The 15,317-nt window shown below is 72.1% G+C and carries 14 protein-coding genes and 2 pseudogenes; 12 read left to right on the top strand and 4 right to left on the bottom strand.

Going from position 1 to position 15,317, the window contains the following annotated elements; all coding sequences use genetic code 11:
* Nucleotides 1-65 precede the first annotated feature (65 nt).
* Nucleotides 66-482, top strand: a complete 417-nt coding sequence (locus GEV43_RS09690; protein ID WP_160820395.1) for an ATP-binding protein — start codon at nucleotides 66-68, stop codon at nucleotides 480-482.
* A 44-nt stretch (nucleotides 483-526) separates the two neighbouring features.
* Nucleotides 527-1,048 carry a YbhB/YbcL family Raf kinase inhibitor-like protein gene (locus tag GEV43_RS09695; protein WP_160820396.1) on the top strand — a complete coding sequence of 174 codons (522 nt, stop codon included), beginning with the start codon at nucleotides 527-529 and terminating at the stop codon, nucleotides 1,046-1,048.
* 46 nt (nucleotides 1,049-1,094) lie between these two features.
* Here GEV43_RS09695 and GEV43_RS09700 read toward each other — a convergent pair whose 3' ends face one another.
* Entirely contained in the window at nucleotides 1,095-1,529 is a 435-nt protein-coding gene (locus GEV43_RS09700; protein ID WP_160820397.1) for a MarR family winged helix-turn-helix transcriptional regulator, read from the bottom strand.
* A 101-nt stretch (nucleotides 1,530-1,630) separates the two neighbouring features.
* On the opposite strand from GEV43_RS09700, the pseudogene GEV43_RS55930 reads away from it, so the two are divergent.
* Nucleotides 1,631-1,974, top strand: a pseudogene (locus tag GEV43_RS55930) (DMT family transporter).
* 25 nt (nucleotides 1,975-1,999) lie between these two features.
* Nucleotides 2,000-2,320 (top strand): multidrug efflux SMR transporter, encoded by a 321-nt coding sequence (locus GEV43_RS09710; RefSeq protein WP_160820398.1) that lies wholly within the window; start codon nucleotides 2,000-2,002, stop codon nucleotides 2,318-2,320.
* Here the strand turns inward: GEV43_RS09710 and GEV43_RS09715 are convergent.
* The 3 genes from GEV43_RS09715 to GEV43_RS09725 form a co-directional block, all read right to left on the bottom strand.
* Nucleotides 2,298-3,512, bottom strand: coding sequence for an MFS transporter (locus tag GEV43_RS09715; protein WP_160820399.1), 1,215 nt, complete (start codon nucleotides 3,510-3,512; stop codon nucleotides 2,298-2,300). The two genes, GEV43_RS09710 and GEV43_RS09715, sit on opposite strands and share 23 nt — an antisense overlap.
* A 70-nt stretch (nucleotides 3,513-3,582) precedes the next feature.
* Nucleotides 3,583-5,133: a membrane dipeptidase gene (locus GEV43_RS09720; protein WP_160820400.1), complete on the bottom strand. Its 1,551-nt coding sequence runs from the start codon at nucleotides 5,131-5,133 to the stop codon at nucleotides 3,583-3,585.
* Nucleotides 5,134-5,322: 189 nt separating this feature from the next.
* Entirely contained in the window at nucleotides 5,323-6,639 is a 1,317-nt protein-coding gene (locus GEV43_RS09725; RefSeq protein WP_160820401.1) for a KamA family radical SAM protein, read from the bottom strand.
* A 378-nt stretch (nucleotides 6,640-7,017) separates the two neighbouring features.
* Here GEV43_RS09725 and GEV43_RS49840 point away from each other — a divergent pair, with 378 nt between their 5' ends.
* The 8 genes and pseudogenes from GEV43_RS49840 to argS all read left to right on the top strand — a co-directional run bounded on the left by GEV43_RS49840 (nucleotide 7,018) and on the right by argS (nucleotide 15,308).
* Nucleotides 7,018-8,454, top strand: coding sequence for an alpha/beta fold hydrolase (locus GEV43_RS49840; RefSeq protein ID WP_309239550.1), 1,437 nt, complete (start codon nucleotides 7,018-7,020; stop codon nucleotides 8,452-8,454).
* Nucleotides 8,445-8,690 (top strand): hypothetical protein, encoded by a 246-nt coding sequence (locus GEV43_RS49845; RefSeq protein ID WP_241682842.1) that lies wholly within the window; start codon nucleotides 8,445-8,447, stop codon nucleotides 8,688-8,690. Before GEV43_RS49840 ends, GEV43_RS49845 begins: the two co-directional genes overlap by 10 nt.
* Nucleotides 8,687-9,046 (top strand): hypothetical protein, encoded by a 360-nt coding sequence (locus GEV43_RS09740; protein ID WP_309239551.1) that lies wholly within the window; start codon nucleotides 8,687-8,689, stop codon nucleotides 9,044-9,046. The genes GEV43_RS49845 and GEV43_RS09740 overlap by 4 nt, the downstream gene beginning before the upstream one ends.
* Nucleotides 9,047-9,207: 161 nt before the next feature.
* Entirely contained in the window at nucleotides 9,208-9,612 is a 405-nt protein-coding gene (locus tag GEV43_RS09745; protein WP_309239552.1) for a hypothetical protein, read from the top strand.
* A 110-nt stretch (nucleotides 9,613-9,722) separates the two neighbouring features.
* Nucleotides 9,723-10,768, top strand: a pseudogene (plsX, locus tag GEV43_RS09750) (phosphate acyltransferase PlsX); the annotation flags it as partial.
* A gap of 356 nt (nucleotides 10,769-11,124) precedes the next feature.
* Nucleotides 11,125-11,913, top strand: coding sequence for a hypothetical protein (locus tag GEV43_RS54715; RefSeq protein ID WP_309239553.1), 789 nt, complete (start codon nucleotides 11,125-11,127; stop codon nucleotides 11,911-11,913).
* Nucleotides 11,913-13,478, top strand: a complete 1,566-nt coding sequence (locus tag GEV43_RS09755; RefSeq protein ID WP_309239554.1) for an HAD-IC family P-type ATPase — start codon at nucleotides 11,913-11,915, stop codon at nucleotides 13,476-13,478. Before GEV43_RS54715 ends, GEV43_RS09755 begins: the two co-directional genes overlap by 1 nt.
* Before the next feature lie 81 nt (nucleotides 13,479-13,559).
* Complete coding sequence (gene argS, locus GEV43_RS09760) at nucleotides 13,560-15,308, top strand: arginine--tRNA ligase (protein WP_160820402.1); 1,749 nt, start codon at nucleotides 13,560-13,562, stop codon at nucleotides 15,306-15,308.
* Nucleotides 15,309-15,317 lie beyond the last annotated feature (9 nt).

Below are 15,317 nucleotides of genomic sequence, written 5' to 3' on the forward strand. Positions count from 1 at the left end.
GCTGGTGCCATTACGCGTCGCGACCAATCCTGTGCGGTAAGTCACAGGAATGGAGGTGATCGCCTATGGACGCGCCCGCGACGCTCGTCGTGAAGGCCGATCCGAGGTCGATCAAGCAGGCGCGGGATTTCGTCGCCCTCGCGTTCGGGGCGTGGGGGCTTGAGGACCACGTCGCGCGGACGGTGGTCAGCGAGCTGGCCACGAACGCGATCGAGCACGGGTCGCAGCCGGGCGATCCGGTGACCATCCGCGTCCATCGGCGGACGGGCGGGCGGGTCGTCATCGAGGCGTGGGACGGGTCGGACGCTCCGCCGGTCGTCCGGGAGCCCGACTTCGTGAGCGAGGACGGGCGCGGGCTGTTCCTGCTCCAGCTGCTCGTTCCCAGGTGGGGGCATCGGCCGCTGGACGGGGGCGGGAAGGTGGTGTTCGCGGAGATCGAGCCCGTGCCCGTGGACGACGACCACACCCGGGAACGCGGCTGATAGGTATGGGATCGTCAGCAGTCCGTTCCTATGAGGAGGTCGTCATGGCCCGCCAGGCACCGCTTCCGTACGAGTTCCTGCCCGAGGTCCCGTCGTTCACCGTGGAGAGCGACGACGTGGCCGACGGGCAGACGCTCGGCGAGGCGCACGTCTTCAACGACTGGGGCTTCAGCGGAGGCAACAAGTCGCCGCATCTGCGGTGGTCGGGGTTCCCGGCGGAGACGCGGAGCTTCGCGGTGACGTGCTTCGACCCGGACGCGCCGACGGGCAGCGGGTTCTGGCACTGGTCGCTGTTCGACATCCCGGCGGACGTGAACGAGTTGCCGACGGGCGCCGGGTCCACGGACTCCAAGGTCGGCGTGCACGCGCGGTCGGACTTCGGGATCAAGGCGTACGGCGGCGCGGCCCCGCCGCCCGGGGTCCCGCACCGGTACGTGTTCGCGGTGCACGCGCTGGACGTCGAGTCGCTCGGCCTGGACTCCGACACTCCCCCGGCGGTGGTCGGCTTCAACGTCACCGCCCACACCCTCGCCCGCGCGCTGATCATCCCCGTCTTCTCCGCCTGAACGGATCGCCGCGGCGCACCGGTCTCGGCCGGCGCGCCGCGGCCGTTCAGCGGGACGCCCGGCGCAGCCCTTCCAGGATCGCGGCGAGGTCGGAATCGGCGGCGGCCTCGTCGAACGCGGCGGCGAGGGTCCGCTCGTACGTGACGCGGGCCTCGGCGTGGCGGGTGCGGCCCTCGTCCCGGATGACGGTGTAGACGCCGCGCTTGTCGTCCGGGCACAGGTCGCGGTGCGTGAGGTCCGCCGCGTTGAGGCGGCCGACCAGGCGGGTCACCGAACTCTGGTTGAGCCCGAGGGCGGTGGCGAGGTCCTGCATGCGCAGCTCGCCGTCCGGGGCGTCCGCGAGGAAGCCGAGCGCGCGGTACTCCGAGAGGCCGAGGCCGTGCCGCCGTTGCAGCGCGGCTCCCAGCCTGCTCTCGACATGCGCGTGCAGCGCGAGGACGCCGCTCCACAGGCGCGCGTCGGATGTGGTGGTCGACGGCATCGCCGCTCCCCTCCGGCCGGATGTTGACAACAGCTTACTTGTACATGCATGCTTCTGCTCGATTTACTTGTACGTACATACATCTATCGGGAGTCGTCCCCATGGCCTGGATCTACCTGCTCGTCGCCTCGGTGTTCGAGGTGGTCTTCGCGCTGGCCACCAACGCGACCCACGGGTTCACCCTGCTCGGGCCCTCGCTGCTCACCGCGGCGGCGGCCGGGGCGGGATCTTCTTCCTGAGCCTGGCGCTGCGGTCTCTGGACGTCGGCGTCGGCTACACCGTCTGGACCGGCATCGGCTCGGTCGGCACCGTGACGCTCGGCTCGCTGATCTTCGACGAGCCGATGTCCGCCGGGCGGGCGCTCGCGTTCGTGCTGATCATCGGTGGCGTGCTCGGCCTCAAGCTCTCCGACCGCCCGGCTGACCGGCCCGCGCCGGCCGCCTGAGACCACCACTCCCCGGAGGCACGGAATGCACTGGATCTTCCTGGCCATCGCGATCGTCTTCGAGATCGCGTTCGCTCTCGGCACCAACGCCACGCGCGGCTTCACGCGCCTCTGGCCGTCCGTCCTGACGCTGCTCGCGGCGGCGGGAGGGATCTTCACGCTCGGCCTGGCGCTGCGGACCCTCGACGTCGGGGTCGGCTACACGGTCTGGACCGGCATCGGCTCGGTCGGCACGGTCACCCTCGGCGCGCTGGTCTACAAGGAGCGGATCACGCCGGCGAAGGTCGCGTCGTTCGCGGCGATCATCGCGGGGGTCGTGCTGCTCAAGCTCGCGGCGGGGCAGTGACCGGTCCGCGGAGGTGGCGGGCGAGAGCGAGGGCGGTCAGGGCGGCGGCGGCGCCGCAGACCGCCATGGCGGTGCCGGGCGGCATCCACTCGCCGAGGACGCCCGCGGCCATGATCCCGACGGCCTGGCCGGACATGAGGCCCGTGTTGGCGAGGCCGAGGGCCTGGCCCCTGATCGTCTCGGGAACGGTCTCGACCAGCCTGCGCTGGGGCATCAGCTCGTAGCTCAGGCCGAACGTGGCGGTCATCATCAGCGCGCAGGCGATCGGGAGCGACGGGTCCAGGGCGAAGGCCGTGAGCGGGACGCCCGTGAGCATCGCGAGCGGCAGGGCCGCCCGGTCGCGTCTCGCGGGCGGGACGAACCGGCCGACGACGAAGTTGCCCGCGAACAGGCCCACCGCGCCGAACGCCAGGATCGCGCCCGCTCCTTCCGCGTGGCCGAGCGACGCCGCGTACGGGACGACGGCGCCCTCGGCCCCCACGGACAGGGCGATCGGCAGCCATTGCGCGAGCATCAGGCCGCGGACGGAACGGTCCGCGAACAGGCGGCGGTTGACGCGCCAGGTCTGCCGGGCCGCGCCGCCTTCCGCCCGTACGCCGGGGGCCGGACGCGCCGGGAGGCCGCAGAGGGCGATGGCCGCGCCGAGGAGGCCGCTGCCCGCGGAGAGCCAGAGGGCGCCGGTCGCGCTGAGCGTGAGCAGCAGGACGCCGCCGAGGGCCTGGCCGAGCACCTGCGCGCCGGCGGCGGTCATCGTGAACAGCGACCGTCCCAGCACGTACGAGTCGCCCGGCAGCAGTTCGGGTAGCTGCGTTTGCACGGACGCGCCGGCCACCGGGGCGAAGAGGCCGACCAGGGCCAGGAGCAGCAGCGTCGCGGGGACGGGCAGCACCACCGCGGCGAGCAGGGCGGTCGTTCCGAAGCGCAGCGCGTGGTAGCCGGTGAGCAGGCGGCGTACGGGCACGCGGTCGGCGAGGGACAGCAGGAGGGTCCCGCCGACCGCGTACGGGAGCATCGTCGCCCCGAAGACCAGCGCGGCGGCCAGCGAGGAGCCCGTCTGGTCGAACACCAGGACCGCCAGCGCCAGCGTCTTCACCGCGTCGCCGACCGCCACGAGGGTGTGCAGGGAGAACAGGACCCGGAACTCCCCGACCCCGAACACGTCCCGGTAGCGCGGGTGCGCGACTGTCGTCATCCCACGAGGGTGCGCGAACGGACGGGATGCCCGCCACCCTTACGTCGAGGGACGAAGGCTCGCCGTTCGGTCAGGTTCGCGGGCGGGCCTGTTCCCACATCCGCAGGTAGACCTCGGCGCCCAGGGACAGGTCGCCGATGATCTCGGCTCCGGAGCGGTGGGCGATGTCGGCCATCCAGTCGGCGACCAGGCCGTAGTTGGCGACGCCCTCCTTGTTCAGGTCCCAGGTGCGTTCCCCGGTCGTGAGCCGTTCCATGGTGACGGACGGGTCGAACGGCGAGGTGAACGGGTACTTCAGGTCGCCGTTGGGACGGGGGTTCGGAAGGGTCGCGACGCCGTTGGCGTCCAGGCCGTAGCCGTAGCCGTAGAGCCGGTTCGGGTCGCGGGCGGCCTTGTCGTTCCGCCACTGCGCGGTGAAGCCGTCGGCGGAGTCGCCCATGGCGGTGACCATGCCGCCGAGCCTGTAGATGCGCCGGGTGTACGACTCGTCGGCCCAGCTGTGGCCGGAGACCACGCCGGGATAGCCGGCCTGCTCCAGCAGCGTGAGCGTCTGACCGGCGGCCTTCGCGCTCATGTGGTCCAGCTCGATGAGCATGCCGCGCTTCATCATGGCCTTGACCGTGTACTCGCCCAGCTCGGTCAGGCCGTTGAGGTTGCAGTGCGGCGGCTTCAGGAAGACCGACGGGATCGTGTTGTCGTGGACCGGGCCCTTGCAGGTCTCGGCCTGCCAGTTGTGGCCGGAGCTGAGGATGTTGCCGCCGTTGAGGGCCACGCCGAGCATGCCGGAGTCGAAGCGGACGCCGCACAGCGCGTTGTCGAACTTGTGGCACAGGAACATGGAGCTCACCCCGAGCTCCCGCATCTCGTCCAGGCCCTTGTCGATCTGCGCGCGGGTGCAGCCGGGGAACAGCTCACTCCCCCGGCAGCCGAGCGGCTCGGAGGTCTCGATGCCGAGCACCACCGCGAGCTTGCCCTCCTGGACGACCTTCCGCGCGGCGGCCGGATCGCGGACGACGCGGAACCAGCCCTTGCCCGGCCCGCCGTACTCCTTGTCGATGTAGTCCTGCAATTCGTAGGTGCGCTTGGCCTGGAGGCGGATGGAATCCATCTCGTCGCACGGGTACTTCCTCGCCGGGACGTAGATCTCGCACAGGACCCGGTTGGTGACGAGCTGGTTGACCAGGATCCGCTGGCCCGCCCGCCAGGACCGTTCGAGCCACTTGTAATAGACCTGCTGGTGCGTCGCCGTCCGGTTGTTGGGCCAGTACTTGAAGGTCGGCCAGCCCTTGGGGTCGTGCGTGCCGAACGGCGAGCCCTTGGTGGTGATGTTCTCGAACAGCGCCAGCGCTCCGTCGGGCTCGTGGTGCGGGCAGTCGCGCAGCGCCTTCTCGATGCCCTCCTGGTGGAACGGCGCGCCGCAGATGATCTCGCCGCCGAAGCCCTCGTACGACATCAGGTGGGTGTGCGCGTCCACGTATCCGCGGACCACGTCGGCACCGGCGGCGGACGGTGCGGACGACGCGGGCGGCGCCGCGGTGGCGGCAAGGGGCGCCGCGCCGACTCCCAGCAGCCCCAGCGAGATCAGCAGGAACAGCAGTGGCACGGGTACTCGGCGGGGCATGGGGGGCTCCTCTCGCGCGTCTGTACGCGAGTCTGAACCCGTTCGCCCCTAAAGTCTTGTAAAGAGTTTCATGTTTTTCGGACGGTGGTCACGCCGCAGCCGTCAGGTGCCGAGCGAAGACGCCGGCGGAAGGTTAACGAGGCGCATTGCCCGCGGGGGTTCCACGGGCAATGCGCCGTCGGAACGGGGTCACGCCTCCCAGGGGAAGCGGTCCGCGAAGGCGGGCTTGAGGTCGTCCAGCCAGACGGCCTCAGGGTCGTACTTCGCGTAGAACGGCATGTTGACCAGGTCGTCGTTGCGAGCCTGGATGAAGTGCAGCGCGAAGACCTTCTCGCCGAAGAGGTCGACGACGCCGTCCACGCAGACCTTGCCGGGGGTGGCGGACATGGAGGGGCCGCGAACGGTGCGGGCCAGGCCCGAGACGTTCTTGTAGGCGTTCCGGAAGATGTCGTGGGCGCGGCCGAGCGGGACGGCGAAGTAGTCCTGCGGGCCCGTGTCACGCTCCACGAACATGTAGTACGGCACCATGCCCATGCGGGTCTGGGTTCGCCACATGCTCTCCCAGGCCGCCGGGTCGTCGTTGATCGAGCGGATCAGCGGCGCCTGGGTGCGGATGACCGCGCCGGTGTCGCGGATGCGGCGGACCGCCTCGCTCAGCACGAGCGGCTCCAGCTCGCGCGGGTGGGTGAAGTGCGCCATGAACGCCAGGTTCTTGCCCGCGTCCACGACCTGCTCGAACATGCGCAGCATGTCGTCGGCGTCCGGGTCGGTGACGAACTTCTGCGGCCAGTACGCCAGGGACTTGGTGCCGATCCGGATCGACTCGAGCTGGTCGAGTTCGAGCAGCGGCTCCAGGTAGCGGCGCAGGACCGGCTCACCCATGATCATCGCGTCGCCGCCGGTGAACAGCACGCTGGTCACCTCGGGGTGCGCGACCAGGTAGTCGCGGAGCTGGTCGACGTCGTCGCCCGCCATCTTCAGGTCGGCGTCGCCGACGAACTGCGCCCAGCGGAAGCAGTACGTGCAGTACGCGTGGCAGGTCTGGCCCTGCTTCGGGAAGTACAGCACCGTCTCGTCGTACTTGTGCTGCATCCCGGGGATCTTGCCGTCGCCGAAGCTCGGCATGTTGAGCTCCATCTGCCCGGCCGGATGGGGGTTGAGCTTCATCCGCACCGCGTGCGCGGCGGCCTCGACCTCGGCCTTCGGCGCCTCGCGGCGCAGCAGGCCGGTCAGGTGCGCCACGTCGGCCTCGGGCAGCATGTCGGGCTGCGGGAAGACCAGGCGGTAGATCGGGTCGTCGGGCGCCGCCGCCCAGTCGATGAGCTCATCAATGACGTACGCGTTCGTCCGGAACGGCAGCACCGTGGCCACCGCCCGCGTCGCGAGCCGCTGCTCGGGCGACAGACCCGCACGGGCGGTGAGCTCGTCCAGGTGCTTCGCCGTGAAGGCGCGGAACTTGCGACCTGTGGATCGCACTGCGGGCGCCGCGTCGTTCACCAGTGTCACGTGTTGGTACTCCTTGATGTCAGCGGGGGCGACGCACCCGGGTGGGGTGGCGTCACGGTCGGTGAGCTTTCAGGCCCGGATCACCCCCATTGAAGCGGTTACGTGCTATTCGTACCGAACAGATACCCGTGCCAGGGTACAAAGATGCTGGTCACCCCCGAGCCAGACATGTCGTCCGTGCCCGGTTCTGACCGGACTCGCCGCTAGTACAACGACTACGCCTCGTGAAAGTGGCGACCCGTCTGCCGCGCCTATGCTGAACGGGGAAATACTGGGGCTGGACAGGACCGGGCGACGGCGGCGGCCATGGGGCGGCGCGGCGCCGTACGCCGCCCGGGGCGCAGGGGGACGTCCCCCTGACGGACGAAGGGGGCCCGGGTGGACACGCGTCCGCACGAGCCGGTCGCGGCGTCGCCGCCGGACGGCGACCGGCCGGGGGTGGTGCCGGGGTTCGCGGTCGTGCTGGCCCTGATCGCCGCGGTGGCGTACGCGACGTTCCTCCTGGAGCACCTGCTGAGCCCCGACCTCGACGGCATCAACGGCTACGTCAGCGAGCTGTCCGCGGTCGACCAGCCCTACCACGACGTCTACAGCGGCGGCGACCTCGTCACCGGGCTGCTGACGATGGTGGTGGCCGGGATCGCGCTCGGACGGCTGCGGCACCGGCCCTGGTCCCGGGCCGGATGGATCTTCCTGCTGCTGTTCGGGGTGTTCGCGGTCGGCGACGCGACGTTCCCGCTCGACTGCGCCCCGAGCATGGAGAGCCGCTGCGCCCTGCTCGAACGGTCGGAGAACGTGTCGTTCGCCCACCAGTTCCACTCGGTCACCAGCAGCTTCGTGGTCGTGTTCGGGGTGCTGGCGATGCTGACGCTGTCGATCGCGTCCCGCCGGTACGGGTGGTGGCCCTCGCTCGGGCACTTCGGCTGGCTGATCGCGCTCGCCGAGTGCGTCGCCGGCACCGCGACGCTGCTGGCCATGCTGGTCGGGCAGTGGCTCGGCATCGTGCAGCGCGTCCAGATCAGCATCCTGTGCCTCGGCCTGCTCGTGATCGCGTGGGCGCTGTACGCCGACCGCAGGGCGCCGCGCGCGGCCCCGCCAGGGCGCGAGCCCCCGAGCCGGAGGGAACGATGCCATGAGCGCCTCGGACGAGTCGATCGTGGAGGCCGGGAGCGAACGGGTGCACGTGGCCGAGAGCGGCCCCCGGACGGCCCGCCGCTGCTGGTCACCTCCGGGCTCGGCGGGGCCTGGTTCGACTGGGCCCCGACCCTCGCGCGGCTGGACGGCACGTACCGGCTGACGGTCTTCGACCGCCCCGGGCTCGGGCGCAGCCCGGCCGGGAACGCCCCGCCCAGCCTGCGGCGCGAGGTCGCGATCCTGGCCGGCCTCGCCGCGCGCGCGGGCGAGCCGGTGACGGTCGTCGCGCACTCGATGGGCGGGTTCCACGCCGAGGCGTTCGCGCGGCAGCGTCCCGACCTGGTGAAGGCCATGGTCCTGGTCGATCCGAGCTACGAGCACGACCCGTCCTGCAAGGTGCGGCTGTCGGCGGCGGCCGAGCCGGTGACCAGGGCGATCGGGGCGGCCGTCGGGGCCACCCGGCTCCCGTGGCTGCTCGGGCCCGCCGGGCGGCGGTTCGCGCTGAAGTTCGCGAGCAGGCGCGACGAGCCCGTCCCCGCCGACGTCGTCCGCTCGGTGTACGGCCGGGGACGGTGCTCGCGACGATGCTGGGCGAGGAGCTCGCCTACCGCGAGATGGCCGTCGATCTCGAAGGGCTCCGGGAACGGCTCCCGTTCCCTCCGATCCCGCTCGTGGTGCTGACCGCGCTCGGCGACGTGAAGAACCCCCGCAAGGCGCGGGAATGGGCCGAAGGGCACCGCCGCCTGGCGGAGATGACCCCGTACGGGCGGCAGGTGGAACTGCCCGGCGACCTGCACCTGCTCCAGCTCGACCGGCCCGACGCCATCGCGGACGCGGTCGCCGAGGTGCACGCCCGCCGCCCCGGGGACGGGCTCGGGGACGGATTCGCGGGCGAGGCCGCCGGGGAGGGATCGTGACGCTCCTCCGCGTGGCCGCCCTGGTCTCGATGCTGGCGCTGTTCCTGTCGGGCTGCCAGGTGATGCAGCGGATCTCGGACGGCGCGTACCGCAACGCGATCGCGGACGGCGCGACCCGCGAGCTGAGCGCGCGCGGCGTCCACCTCAAGGGCAGGCCCGACTGCACGATGGACTCCGGGGAGTCGGAGTCGCTGGTCAGGGTCCGCTGCACGGCGCGGACGCGGGCCGGCGAACCGGTGACGATCACCGGGACGGCGACCGAGGCCGACACCGACCATCCGCGCGAGGTCTACGTGATCGAGGTCGCCGGGCGGGAGGCGGTCCGCACCACCTGCCTCGGGCCGAGCTGCGGCTGACCGGCCGGGGCTCCGGCCGACCGGCCGGGAGGTCCCCCGGACGGCCGGGAGGTCCCCCGGACGGCCGGGAGGTCTCCCCGGACGGCAAGGACTCGGCATGATCGGGGAAATTCTCCGGACATCGCGCGTATCCGGGCGCGGCGGCGGTCACGCTACCCGCTGTGAAGATCACCCGCGTGAAGGCCCTCGTGCTGGGCGTCGCCGCCGTCCTGATGGTCGGCGCGGCCGCCGCCGTCGCCTATGTGACGCTCATCGACTCCAAAGAGCTCCGGTACAAGACGCAGGCGTCGCTGAGGGGCGCGCTGCCGACCGCGGCGGCGGCCGAGCTGCGCGCCCGCGGCATCTCCCTCAAGACCCCGCTGAGCTGCACCGACGTGCCCGGCTGGACCAAGCGCAAGATGCGCGCGTCCTGCACCGGGACCACCGACGACAAGCGGACGGTGCACGTCATCGGCAGCGGCGAGGACGCGACGCGGGCCAACTACTACACGATCCTGGTGGGCGGCCGTCCCCTGGTGCAGAACGCCACCTGCCTGGGCGGCGACTGCAAGAAGAAGCCGAACTGACCGGCCCGCCGCGGGGGGCGTGCTGCCAAGGCACGTGAAAGAACGTCCTACCATGCGATGAGCTGCGTTCTTGCGGCGCACCGCAGACGTTCACCCCACCTGGAGCGGCCATGACCGGCAAAGGCGTCCGTCCCCGGCCGCTGCCGATCGCGGTCGACACGATGGGCGGCGACCACGCCCCCGAGGAGATCATCGCGGGGGCCGTCGCGGCGGTCCGCGAGCACGGCGTCCGGCTCGTCCTGGTGGGCCAGGCCCGCGGATCCGCGCCGAGCTCGACCGGCACGGCGTCACCGGCGAGATCCCGATCGCGCACGCCGACGAGGCCCTGGACATGGGCGAGGGCGCCCTCGCGAGCTGGCGCAAGCCGCGCTCGTCCGTCGCGATCGCCTGCCACCTGATCAAGCAGGGCCGGGCGTCGGCGCTGGTGTCGGCGGGCAGCACCGCCGGGGTCGTCGCCACGTCCCGGCTGCGGCTGAAGGGCCAGCAGGGCGTGCTGCGCCCCGCGATCGCGGTGACGCTGCCGACCCGTCCCCGCCCGACCGTCCTGCTCGACGCGGGCGCCACGGCCGACGTCAAGCCCGAGACGCTCGTGCAGTTCGCCGCGCTCGGCACCGCGTACGCCCAGATCAGGCTCGGCCTCGAACGGCCCCGCGTCGGGCTGCTGAGCATCGGCGCCGAGCCCGGCAAGGGCAACAAGCTGGCGCGGCGCGCGCACGAGCTGCTCGCCTCGGGCCACCACGGCGTCCGCTTCACCGGCAACGTCGAGGGCCACGACCTGCTGAGCGGCGCGGTGGACGTGATCGTGACCGACGGCTTCACCGGCAACGTCGCGCTGAAGACGATGGAGGGCACGATCGGGACGGCGTTCGCCGAGATCCGGTCCGCGATGACCGGGAGCCGCAGCGCGAAGGTCGGCGCCCTGCTCCAGCGCCGCCGCCTCCAGGGCCTGCGGGAGCGGCTCGACCCCGAGACCTACGGCGGCGGCGTCCTGCTCGGCTTGAACGGCACCGTCGTGATCGCGCACGGCGCGTCCCGGGCCCGCGCGATCACCTCCGCCTGCGTGCTCGCCCACGAGCTGGCCGCCGGGCGCATCGTCGAGCGCATCCGCGAGCAGGTGTCGGCCACCCGCACGTCCCGCTTCGGCCGCTGGACCCACGGCGACGACAAGGGCAAGGACGCCGACAAGGCCAAGGACGGCGACAAGGCCAAGGAGCCGGAGAAGGGGCAGAGCCAGGGGCAGGACTCCGGGCGCGCCGAGGAGAGGGCGTCCGGCGGCGACACCGGCCCCATGCAGGACGTGGTTCCGCCTAGGGACCCCGAGCCCGTGACCGCAGAAGACGCCGCCGCGGGCCATGGGGCCGCCCCGCCGCGGCGCCCGGCGGACGACCGGGACGCGCCCGGCGGTACGGGCGCGGACGGGCTCCGCGAGCCCGCGCCGACCGAACCCCCAGCCGCCACTTAGGCTTGATCGTGTCCCGAGGGCTCTCGGGAGGTGCGTCCACCGGGGGAGACGTGACGGATGTGCAGGAGACCACGGCGCGGGGGCTGACCTCCGCGCAGGTGCGCGAGCGCGTGGCCGAGGGCCGGACCAACGACGTGCCGCGCCGGTCGAGCCGTTCGGCCGGGGAGATCGTCCGGGCGAACATCCTCACCCGGTTCAACGCCCTGATCGGCTCGCTGTTCGTCCTCGTCCTGATCTTCGGCGAGTGGCAGGACGGGCTGTTCGGCGGGATCATCATCGCCAACTCCGCGATCGGCGTGGTCCAGGAGCTGCGGGCCAAGCGCACCCTCGACCGGCTGGCCGTCGTCGGCGAGACGCCCGTACGGGTCGTGCGCGACGGCGACGAGCGCGAGGTCTCCCAGCGGGAGGTCGTGCTCGGGGACCTGATCGCGCTCGGCACCGGCGACCGGATCGCGGTGGACGGGCCGGTCGCCGCGTCCCGCGGGCTGGAGGTCGACGAGTCGCTGCTCACCGGCGAGGCCGACCCGGTGCACAAGGCGCCCGGCGACCTGGTGCAGTCGGGCAGCTTCGTCACGGCGGGCAGCGGGTCGTTCACGGCGGAGAAGGTCGGCCGCGAGGCGTACGCGGCGCGGCTGGTGGAGGAGGCCAGCCAGTTCACGCTGTCGCGCTCGGAGCTGATGAGCGGCATCAACGCCTTCCTCAAGTACGTGACATGGCTGATCGTCCCGACGGCGGTCCTGCTGTTCGCGAGCCAGCTCTCCTCGGCGGGCGGCGTCGGGGACGCGGTCGTCGGCGCGGTCGCGGGCGTGGTGACGATGGTCCCGAGGGCCTGGTGCTGATGACGAGCATCGCGTTCGCGGTCGGCGTCGTCCGGCTCGGGCGGCGGCGGTGCCTGGTGCAGGAGCTGCCCGCCATCGAGGGCCTCGCCCGGGTGGACGTGCTGTGCTGCGACAAGACCGGCACGCTGACCGAGCCGGGCATGGACCTCGACGACGTCGTGGACCTGGGCCGAGACCTGCCCGGCCGGGACGCGCTCGCCGCGCTCGCCGCCGCCGACCAGGACCCGAACGCGACGATGCGGGCCGTCCAGGAGGGCTTCGGCACGCCCGATCCCGGCTGGACGATGACGGGCTCGGTCCCGTTCTCCTCGGCCCGCAAGTGGAGCGGCGCGTCGTTCGGCGGGCACGGATCGTGGGTGTTCGGCGCGGCCGACGTGCTGCTCGGGACCGGCGACCCGTCCCGCGCGGAGGCCGAACGGCTCGGCGCGTCGGGGCTGCGGGTGCTCGCGCTCGCCCGCGTCCCGGACGGCTCGTTCGACGCGCCCGAGAAGCTGGACGTGACCGCGAGCGCCGAGCCCGCCGCGCTCGTCGTACTGCGGCAGCGGCTGCGCGAGGAGGCCGCGGAGACGCTGCGCTACTTCGCCGAGCAGGACGTCACGGTCAAGGTCATCTCGGGCGACAACCCCGCGTCCGTCGGCGCGATCGCCCGCACGCTCGGGCTGCCGGGCGCCGACCATCCCGTGGACGCCCGGACGCTGCCCGCGGACCCGGCCGAGATGGGCGCGGTGCTGGAGGGCAACTCGGTGTTCGGGCGGGTCGGCCCGCAGCAGAAGCGGGCGATGGTCAAGGCGCTCCAGGCCAAGGGCCACACGGTCGCGATGACCGGCGACGGCGTCAACGACGTGCTCGCGCTCAAGGACGCCGACCTCGGCGTGTCGATGGGCTCGGGCAGCGGCGCGACCCGGGCCGTGGCGCAGATCGTCCTGCTCGACAACAGCTTCGCGACGCTGCCGCACGTGGTCGGCGAGGGCCGCCGCGTGCTCGGCAACATCGAGCGCGTCGCGAACCTGTTCCTGACCAAGACGGTCTACTCGATCATCCTGGCGGTGCTGGTCGGGCTGGTGCACGTCCGGTTCCCGTTCCTGCCCCGGCACCTGACCCTGATCAGCACGCTGACGATCGGCGTCCCGGCGTTCTTCCTCGCCCTCGCGCCCAACCTCGAACGGGCCCGGTCCGGGTTCGTGCCGCGGGTGCTGCGGTTCGCGGTCCCGGCGGGGATCGCGTGCGGCGTCGCCACGTTCGCCGCGTACTGGCTGGCCTCGGAGAGCGCGGCCACCGGGTTCGAGGAGGACAGCGCCACGGCCTCGCTCGCGCTGTTCCTGGTGGCCCTGTGGGTGCTCGCGCTGATCGCCCGGCCGTGGAACTGGTGGCGGCTCGGGCTGGTCGGCGTGATGGGCGCCGCGTTCGTGGTCACGCTCGGGGTGCCGTCGCTGCGGGACTTCTTCGCGCTGCACCCCGACAACCTCTACAACGACGCCGTCGGGCTCGCCATCGCCCTCGCCGCCGCGCTGCTGCTGTCGGCCGCGCTCCGCTGGGTGCCGTTCCTCGCCCACCGCAACCGGTAGCGGCGGGGGCGCGGCAGGTGGCGCGGCGGCGCGGCGGTAAACCGTTCCGGGGCAAGGGGCCGACGCCGATAACCTTGGTGCATGCCCGATCCGCAACACGTCATCGCCGCCCGGGTCCAGGACGCGCTGAGCGCCGCCTTCGGACCGTCGTACGCGGACGCCGACCCGGTCATCCGGCCGTCGCAGTTCGCCGACCTTCAGGCCAACGTCGCCCTGCCGCTGGCCAAGAAGCTGGGGCGCCGGCCGCGAGAGGTGGCCGACGAGATCGTGGCCCGGTTCGACGCCGGTGACGTGGTGGCCGACGTGCAGGTCAGCGGGCCCGGGTTCGTCAACCTGACGTTCAGCGACGCGTGGATCGCCCGGCAGGCCGAGGTGGTGCTGACCGCCGACCGGCTCGGCGTGCCCGCCGCCGAGCACCCGCAGAAGGTCGTGGTCGAGTACTCCTCGCCCAACGTGGCCAAGGAGATGCACGTCGGGCACCTGCGGACCACGATCGTCGGCGACGCCGTCGCCCGGATCCTGGAGTTCCTCGGGCACGACGTCGTCCGCGACAACCACGTCGGCGACTGGGGCACCCCGTTCGGCATGCTGATCGAGCACCTGCTCGACCTCGGCGAGGACGCCGCGGCCCGCGACGACTCGTCCGTCTCCGACCTCACCGCCTTCTACCAGGCCGCGCGGGAGAAGTTCGACTCCGACCCCGCGTTCGCCGAACGGGCGCGGACGCGGGTCGTGCGGCTCCAGGCCGGCGACGCCGAGACCCTGCGGCTCTGGAACGTCCTGGTGGACGTCTCCAAGCGGTACTTCAACTCGGTCTACCGGCGGCTCGGCGTCACCCTCACCGACGACGACATCAAGGGCGAGAGCTTCTACAACGACCTGCTCGCCCCGACCGTCCAGGAGCTGGAGGACAAGGGCATCGCGGTGGTCAGCGACGGGGCGCTGTGCGCGTTCCCGCCCGGGTTCACCGGCCGCGAGGGCGAGCCGCTGCCGGTGATCATCCGCAAGAGCGACGGCGGCTACAACTACTCCACCACCGACCTCGCCACCATCCGGTACCGGGTCGACACCGAGCACGTCAACCGGATGATCTACGTGGTCGGCGCGCCGCAGTCCCTGCACTTCCAGATGGTCTTCGCCGTCGCCCGGACGGCCGGCTGGCTGAACGACGACGACGTCCGCGCCGAGCACGCCCAGATCGGCAACGTCCTCGGCGCCGACGGCAAGATCCTGCGGACCCGGGCGGGCGGCACCGTCAAGCTCTCCGAACTGCTCGACGAGGCCGTCGAACGGGCCGGCGCCGAGTTCGACAAGATCGAGCACAGGGAGGCGTTCGACGAGGCCACCCGCGCCGACATCGTGGAGAAGGTCGGCATGGGCGCGGTCAAGTACGCCGACCTGTCGGTCGCGCTCGACAGCGAGTACATCTTCGACTTCGACCGGATGGTCCCGTTCCACGGCAAGACCGGGCCGTACCTCCAGTACACGACGGCGCGGATCCGGTCGATCTTCCGCCTGGGCGGGACGGCCCCGGAGGAGGCGACCGGGCCGATCGAGCTCGGCCACCCCGCCGAGCGGGCGCTCGCGCTCAAGCTGCTCGACTTCGGCCCCGTCCTCGCGCAGGCGGGCGACCTGGCGGAGCCGCACCGGCTCGCGGGCTACGTCTACGAGGTCGCGTCGGCCTACACCACGTTCTACGAGAACTGCCCGGTGCTCAAGGCGGACGACGACGAGACCCGCAGGTCCCGGCTGGCGCTGAGCGCGGCGACGCTGCGCACCCTCGTCACCGCCCTCGGCCTCCTCGGCGTCCCGACCCCGGAACGCATGTAGCCCACACCT

The sequence above is a fragment of the Actinomadura sp. J1-007 genome (assembly GCF_009793335.1).
Taxonomy (GTDB): Bacteria; Actinomycetota; Actinomycetes; order Streptosporangiales; family Streptosporangiaceae; genus Spirillospora; species Spirillospora yumaensis.